Origin of the sequence: Streptomyces djakartensis, from assembly GCF_014651075.1 — a bacterium.
Lineage (GTDB): Bacteria > Actinomycetota > Actinomycetes > Streptomycetales > Streptomycetaceae > Streptomyces > Streptomyces djakartensis.
In genome coordinates, this window is sequence record NZ_BMWE01000001.1 from 606,640 (window position 1) to 614,041 (window position 7,402).

4 protein-coding genes are annotated in these 7,402 nt (G+C 70.2%); all 4 read right to left on the bottom strand.

The genetic code is table 11. The annotated features are described in order from the left end of the window. Positions 1-11: 11 nt before the first annotated feature. On the bottom strand, positions 12-2,018 hold the full coding sequence (recQ, locus tag IE212_RS02830) for a DNA helicase RecQ (RefSeq protein WP_190196175.1): 2,007 nt from the start codon (positions 2,016-2,018) through the stop codon (positions 12-14). Between the two features lie 191 nt (positions 2,019-2,209). Next, entirely contained in the window at positions 2,210-3,859 is a 1,650-nt protein-coding gene (gene nuoN, locus IE212_RS02835; protein WP_190196018.1) for an NADH-quinone oxidoreductase subunit NuoN, read from the bottom strand. Continuing rightward, a complete protein-coding gene (locus tag IE212_RS02840) occupies positions 3,856-5,427 on the bottom strand; it encodes an NADH-quinone oxidoreductase subunit M (RefSeq protein ID WP_190196019.1) in 1,572 nt (523 codons plus the stop codon). Before IE212_RS02840 ends, nuoN begins: the two co-directional genes overlap by 4 nt. Before the next feature lie 5 nt (positions 5,428-5,432). Next, positions 5,433-7,397 carry an NADH-quinone oxidoreductase subunit L gene (nuoL, locus tag IE212_RS02845; RefSeq protein WP_190196020.1) on the bottom strand — a complete coding sequence of 655 codons (1,965 nt, stop codon included), beginning with the start codon at positions 7,395-7,397 and terminating at the stop codon, positions 5,433-5,435. Positions 7,398-7,402: the final 5 nt, after the last annotated feature.

A 7,402-nucleotide genomic window follows, 5' to 3' on the forward strand; every position in this document is an offset into this window, starting at 1 on the left:
GGCGCCCGGCCCTAGATCCAGTCGGGCTCCGGCTCCTCGTCGAGCTCCGGCCAGTCGTCAGGCCCGGCCGCCTCCGGGCCGGACGACTGGCCGGCGGTGGGCCCGGGTGCCGGGGCCGGTCCGGGTGCCCCGTCCATCGACGCCAGCACCTCCAGCACGCCCTCGCCGTACGTCGCGAGCTTCTTCTCGCCCACCCCGCTGATCCCGCCGAGCTCCGCCACCGACGTCGGCCACACCGTGGCGATCTCCCTCAGTGTCGCGTCGTGGAAGATCACGTACGCCGGGACGCCCTGCTCACGGGCCTGCTCCGCCCGCCAGGCGCGCAGTGCCTCGAAGGCCGGTTGCAACGCCTCGGGCAGCTCGGCGGCTGCGGTCCTCCCCTTGCGCTCGCCCCGCCCGGAACCCGAGGACGACGAGGTCCCCGGCCGGGAGGTCACCGGTTTCTTCGGCTCCTTGCGCAGCGGCACCTCCCGCTCCCGCCGCAGCACCGTCCCACTGGCCTCGGTCAGCACCAGCGTGCCGTACTCGCCCTCCACCGCGAGCAGCCCCTGGGCGAGCAACTGCCGGATGACGCCCCGCCATTCGGCCTCGGTCAGGTCGTCGCCGATACCGAACACCGACAGCTGGTCGTGATCGAACTGGATGACCTTGGCGGTCCGCTTCCCCAGCAGGATGTCGACGATCTGCACCGCGCCGAACTTCTGCCCGCGCTCCCGCTGCAGCCGCACCACCGTCGACAGCACCTTCTGGGCCGCGATCGTGCCGTCCCAGGTCTCCGGCGGGGTCAGGCAGGTGTCGCAGTTGCCGCAGCCGGACGTGTCCGGGTCCTGGCCGAAGTAGGCGAGGAGCTGGCCCCGGCGGCACTGGACGGTCTCGCACAGCGCCAGCATCGAGTCCAGGTGGGCCTGGGCCCGCCGCCGGAACGCCTCGTCGCCCTCGCCGGACTGGATGAGCTTGCGCTGCTGTATGACGTCGTTCAGCCCGTAGGCCATCCAGGCCGTGGACGGCAGCCCGTCCCGCCCGGCCCGGCCCGTCTCCTGGTAGTAGCCCTCCACCGACTTGGGCAGGTCGAGGTGGGCGACGAAGCGGACGTCCGGCTTGTCGATGCCCATGCCGAAGGCGATGGTCGCCACCACGACCAGGCCGTCCTCCCGCAGGAAGCGGGACTGGTGGGCCGCGCGCGTACCCGCGTCCAGGCCCGCGTGGTACGGCACGGCCTCGATGCCGTTGCGGCTCAGGAAGTCGGCGGTCTTCTCGACCGAGTTGCGCGACAGGCAGTAGACGATGCCCGCGTCGCCCGCGTGCTCCTCGCGCAGGAAGCCCAGCATCTGTTTCCTCGGGTCGGCCTTCGGCACGATCCGGTACTGGATGTTGGGCCGGTCGAAGCTCGCCACGAAGTGCCGGGCCGACGGCATGCCCAGCCGCTCGGTGATCTCCTGGTGCGTCGCGTGCGTGGCCGTCGCCGTGAGCGCGATCCGCGGCACGTCCGGCCAGCGCTCGCCGAGCAGGGACAGGGCCAGGTAGTCGGGCCGGAAGTCGTGGCCCCACTGGGAGACGCAGTGCGCCTCGTCGATCGCGAAGAGGGAGATCTTTCCGCGGGAGAGCAGGTCGAGCGTGCTCTGCAGCCGCAGCCGCTCCGGCGCCAGGTACAGCAGGTCAAGCTCCCCCGCCATGAACTCGGCCTCGACCATCCGCCGCTCGTCGAAGTCCTGCGTGGAGTTCATGAACCCGGCCCGCACGCCCAGCGCCCGCAGGGCGTCCACCTGGTCCTGCATGAGCGCGATGAGCGGCGAGACGACGACGCCGGTACCCGGCCTGACCAGGGAGGGAATCTGGTAGCACAGCGACTTCCCGGCCCCGGTCGGCATGAGGACGACAGCGTCACCGCCGGCCACCACGTGCTCGACGACCGCCTCCTGCTCACCCCGGAAGGCCTCGTACCCGAAGACCCGGTGCAGCGCGGCCAGCGCCTCGCTCTGCGTCACTGCCATCTCGGCGATACCGCCCGTCCCACCCATCGTCGTGCCCCCCGTACGTCGTCCTTCGACCACTGCGTCCACGATAGGGGGCGGCGCCGACAGCCCCCGGAGTTATCCACAGGCTGCCCGCGTCCTCCGCTGAGCGGGCTCGCAGCATCGCGGCCAGGAAAGCGGCTGCGGCCCGGCACCCCGAACGGGTACCGGGCCGCAGCCACACAGCGAGCGCCGCGTCAGCGCACGAACACGCCCGCCTGCCCCGCCAGATCCAGGAAGTACTGCGGCGCCACGCCGAGCACCAGCGTGACCGCCACACCGACCCCGATCGCCGTCATCGTCAGCGGCGACGGCACGGCCACCGTCGGGCCCTCCGGCCGCGGCTCGCTGAAGAACATCAGCACGATGACGCGGATGTAGAAGAACGCCGCGATCGCCGACGAGATCACACCGATGACGACGAGCGGGGCGGCCCCGCCCTCCGCCGCCGCCTTGAACACGGCGAACTTCCCGGCGAAGCCGGAGGTCAGCGGAATGCCCGCGAAGGCCAGCAGGAACACCGCGAACACCGCCGCCACCAGCGGGGACCTGCGCCCGAGCCCCGCCCACTTGGACAGGTGCGTCGCCTCACCACCCGCGTCGCGTACGAGCGTGACCACCGCGAAGGCGCCGATCGTCACGAACGAGTACGCCGCCAGGTAGAACAGGACGGACGACACCCCGTCGGGCGTGGTCGCGATGACGCCCGCGAGGATGAACCCGGCGTGCGCGATCGACGAGTACGCCAGCAGCCGCTTGATGTCGGTCTGGGTGATCGCGACGATGGCACCGCCCAGCATGGTCACGATCGCGACGGCCCACATCACCGGCCGCCAGTCCCACCGCAGGCCCGGCAGGACGACGTACAGCACCCGCAGCAGCGCGCCGAAGGCCGCCACCTTGGTCGCCGCCGCCATGAAACCGGTCACCGGGGTCGGGGCGCCCTGGTAGACGTCCGGGGTCCACATGTGGAACGGCACCGCGCCCACCTTGAACAGCAGCCCCATCACCAGCAGCGCGGCGCCGATCAGCAGCAGCACGTCGTTGCCCATGGTGCCGGCGAGCGCCGGGTTCACGTCCTGGACCGTACCGTCGACGACCTGCGCGATCGTCGCGTACGACATCGAGCCCGCGTAGCCGTACAGCAGCGCGATGCCGAACAGGGTGAACGCGGAGGCGAACGCGCCGAGCAGGAAGTACTTGACCGCCGCCTCCTGCGACATCAGCCGGTTGCGGCGGGCGAGCGCGCACAGCAGGTACAGCGGGAGGGAGAAGACCTCCAGCGCGACGAACAGCGTCAGCAGGTCGTTGGCCGCCGGGAAGATCAGCATGCCGGCGACGGCGAACAGCAGCAGCGGGAACACCTCGGTGGTGGTGAACCCGGCCTTCACCGCCGCCTTCTCGCTCTCGCTGCCCGGCACGGACGCGGCCTGGGCGGCGAAGGAGTCGACGCGGTTGCCGTCCGCCGCCGGGTCGAGGCGCCGCTCGGCGAAGGTGAACAGTCCGACCAGGCCCGCCAGCAGGATCGTGCCCTGCAGGAAGAGGGCGGGGCCGTCGACGGCGATGGCGCCCATCGCCGCGACGCGCGCCTTGGTCGTGCCGAACCCGTCGGCCGCCAGCGCGACGACCGCCGCGAAGGCGGCGGCGAGCGCGACGACGGACACGAACATCTGGACGTAGTAACGCGATTTGCGCGGTACGAACGCCTCGACCAGGATCCCGACGATCGCCGCGCCCACGACGATCAGGGTGGGCGCCAGCTGTCCGTACTCGAACTTCGGCGCGTCGATCTTGGTGATCGGTTCGGCCGCGGTTGTCCACAGGCTGTGGACGGCTGATGCGCTCACTTGGCCGCCTCCACCTCGGGCTGGGGGTCCTTCTTCTGAACGTCGGACATGGTCTGCTCCACCGCGGGGTTGACGATGTCCGTGACGGGCTTCGGGTAGACGCCCAGGAAGATCAGCAGCACGACCAGCGGGGCGACGACCACGAGTTCCCGCACCCTCAGGTCCGGCATGGCGCTGAGCTCGGGTTTCACCGGCCCCGTCATCGTCCGCTGGTACAGCACGAGGCTGTAGAGCGCGGCGAGGACGATGCCGAAGGTGGCGATGATGCCGATCACCGGATAACGCGTGAACGTGCCGACCAGGACCAGGAACTCGCTGACGAACGGGGCGAGGCCCGGCAGGGAGAGGGTGGCGAGGCTGCCGATCAGGAACATGCCGGCGAGCACCGGGGCGACTTTCTGGACTCCGCCGTAGTCGGCGATGAGCCGCGAGCCGCGCCGGGAGATCAGGAAACCCGCCACCAGCATCAGCGCGGCCGTCGAGATGCCGTGGTTGACCATGTAGAGCGTCGCCCCGGACTGGCCCTGGCTGGTCATCGCGAAGATGCCCATGATGATGAAGCCGAAGTGGGAGATCGACGCGTAGGCGATCAGCCGCTTCATGTCGCGCTGGCCGACCGCGAGCAGCGCCCCGTAGACGATGCTGATCAGCGCGAGGACGACGATCACGGGCGTCGCCCACTTGCTGGCCTCCGGGAAGAGCTGGAGGCAGAAGCGGAGCATCGCGAAGGTGCCGACCTTGTCGACGACCGCCGTGATGAGCACCGCGACCGGGGCGGTGGACTCCTGCATCGCGTTGGGCAGCCAGGTGTGCAGCGGCCACAGCGGCGCCTTCACCGCGAAGGCGAAGAAGAAGCCGAGGAACAGCCAGCGTTCGGTGTTGGTCGCCATGTCGAGCGAGCCGCCCGCTCGGGCCTCGGCGATCTCCGTCAGCGAGAAGGTCCCGGCGACGACGTACAGCCCGATCACCGCGGCCAGCATGACCAGACCGCCGACCAGGTTGTAGAGGAGGAACTTCACCGCCGCGTACGACCGTTGCGTCGCCGCCGCCTTCTCGCCGTGCTCGTGGGCACGGTCCCCGAAGCCGCCGATGAGGAAGTACATCGGGATGAGCATGGCTTCGAAGAAGATGTAGAAGAGAAAGACGTCGGTGGCCTCGAAGGAGAGGATCACCATCGCCTCGACGGCCAGGATCAGGGCGAAGAAGCCCTGCGTCGGCCGCCACCGGCTGCTGCCGGTCTCCAGCGGGTCGGCGTCGTGCCAGCCCGCGAGGACGATGAACGGGATCAGCAGCGCCGTGAGCGCGATCAGCGCCACCGCGATGCCGTCCACGCCCAGTTCGTAGCGGACGCCGAAGTCCGCGATCCAGGCGTGGGACTCGGTGAGCTGGTAGCGGTCGCCGCCCGGGTCGAAGCGGACCAGGACGGTGATCGCCAGGACGAGCGTGGCGAGCGAGAAGAGCAGTGCCAGCCACTTGGCGGCGGTGCGCCTCGCGGCCGGTACGGCGGCCGTGGCGATCGCCCCGACGGCCGGGAGCACCGCTGTCGCTGTCAGCAGAGGAAAGGACATCGGTATCAGACCGCCCTCATCAGCAGGGTCGCGGCGACGATGAGCGCCGCGCCGCCGAACATCGAGACCGCGTAGGAGCGGGCGAAGCCGTTCTGCAGCCTGCGCATCCGCCCGGAGAGGCCGCCGACCGAGGCCGCCGTGCCGTTGACGACGCCGTCGACCAGGGTGTGGTCGACGTAGACCAGGGACCGCGTGAGGTGCTCCCCGCCGCGGACCAGGACGACGTGGTTGAAGTCGTCCTGAAGCAGGTCGCGCCGGGCGGCCCGGGTGAGCAGCGAGCCGCGCGGGGCGACGGCCGGGACCGGGCGGCGGCCGTACTGGGCCCAGGCGACGGCGACGCCGATGACCATGCACGCGACCGTCGCGCTCGTGACCGTGGCGGCGCTGAGCGGCGAGTCGCCGTGGCTGTGTCCGGTGACGGGCTCCAGCCAGTGCACGAAGCGGTCGCCGATGCTGAAGACCGCACCGCCGAAGACCGACCCCACGGCCAGCACGATCATCGGGATCGTCATCACCTTGGGCGACTCGTGCGGGTGCGGCGGGGTGTACTCACCGCGCGTCTCGGCGGCGGGCTCCACGTCCGGCTGGGCCGGCGACGGCGTCGGGGCGTTGCGCCAGCGCTCCTCGCCGAAGAACGTCATCAGCATCACGCGCGTCATGTAGTACGCGGTGATGGCCGCGCCGAGCAGGGCGCAGGCGCCGAGGATCCAGCCCTCGGTGCCGCCCTTGGCGAACGCCGACTCGATGATCCTGTCCTTGGAGAAGAAGCCGGACAGGCCCGGGAAGCCGATGATGGCCAGGTAGCCGAGGCCGAAGGTGACGAACGTGACCGGCATGTACTTCCGGAGGCCGCCGTACCTCCGCATGTCCACCTCGTCGTTCATGCCGTGCATGACCGAACCGGCGCCGAGGAACAGCCCGGCCTTGAAGAAGCCGTGCGTCACCAGGTGCATGATCGCGAAGACGTAGCCGATGGGGCCGAGGCCGGCGGCGAGGACCATGTAGCCGATCTGCGACATGGTCGAGCCGGCCAGCGCCTTCTTGATGTCGTCCTTCGCGCAACCGACGATCGCACCGAACAGGAGCGTGACGGCACCGACGATGGTGACGACGAGTTGCGCGTCGGGTGCGCCGTTGAAGACGGCGCCGGAGCGGACGATCAGGTAGACGCCCGCGGTCACCATCGTCGCGGCGTGGATGAGCGCCGAGACCGGGGTCGGGCCCTCCATCGCGTCCCCGAGCCAGGACTGCAGCGGCACCTGGGCGGACTTGCCGCACGCGGCGAGCAGCAGCATCAGGGCGATGGCGGTCAGCTTGTCCTCACCGGCCGCGCCGGCGAGCCCGGCCTCGCCGTGGCCGCCGAGCACCGGCCCGAAGGCGAAGGTGCCGAACCAGAAGAACATCAGCATGATCGCGATGGACAGGCCCATGTCGCCGACGCGGTTGACCAGGAAGGCCTTCTTCGCGGCCGTGGCGGCGCTGGGCTTGTGCTGCCAGAAGCCGATCAGCAGGTAGGAGGCGAGACCGACGCCCTCCCAGCCGAGGTACAGCAGCAGGTAGTTGTCGGCGAGGACGAGGATCAGCATCGCCGCGAGGAACAGGTTCAGGTAGCCGAAGAAGCGGCGGCGCCGCTCGTCGTGCTCCATGTACCCGACCGAGTACAGGTGGATCAGCGATCCGACGCCCGTGATCAGCAGGACGAACGTCATGGACAGCTGGTCGAGCTGGAAGGCGACGTCCGCCTGGAAGCTCTCGACCGGGACCCAGCTGAACAGGTGCTGGTTCAGCTGACGGTGATCGGCGCTCTTGCCCAGCATGTCGGTGAAGAGCACGACGCCGAGGACGAAGGAGACGGCCGCGAGCAGCGTGCCGATCCAGTGGCCGACGGCGTCCAGCCGGCGTCCGCCGCACAGCAGGACCGCCGCTCCGAGCAGGGGCGCCGCGATCAGCAGCGCAATCAGGTTCTCCACGATTC

Bases quoted from the DNA above. Each gene is read 5' to 3' on its own strand.
- recQ (WP_190196175.1), bottom strand. From the start codon at position 2,018: ATGGGTGGGACGGGCGGTATCGCCGAGATGGCAGTGACGCAGAGCGAG.
- IE212_RS02840 (WP_190196019.1), bottom strand. From the start codon at position 5,427: ATGTCCTTTCCTCTGCTGACAGCGACAGCGGTGCTCCCGGCCGTCGGG.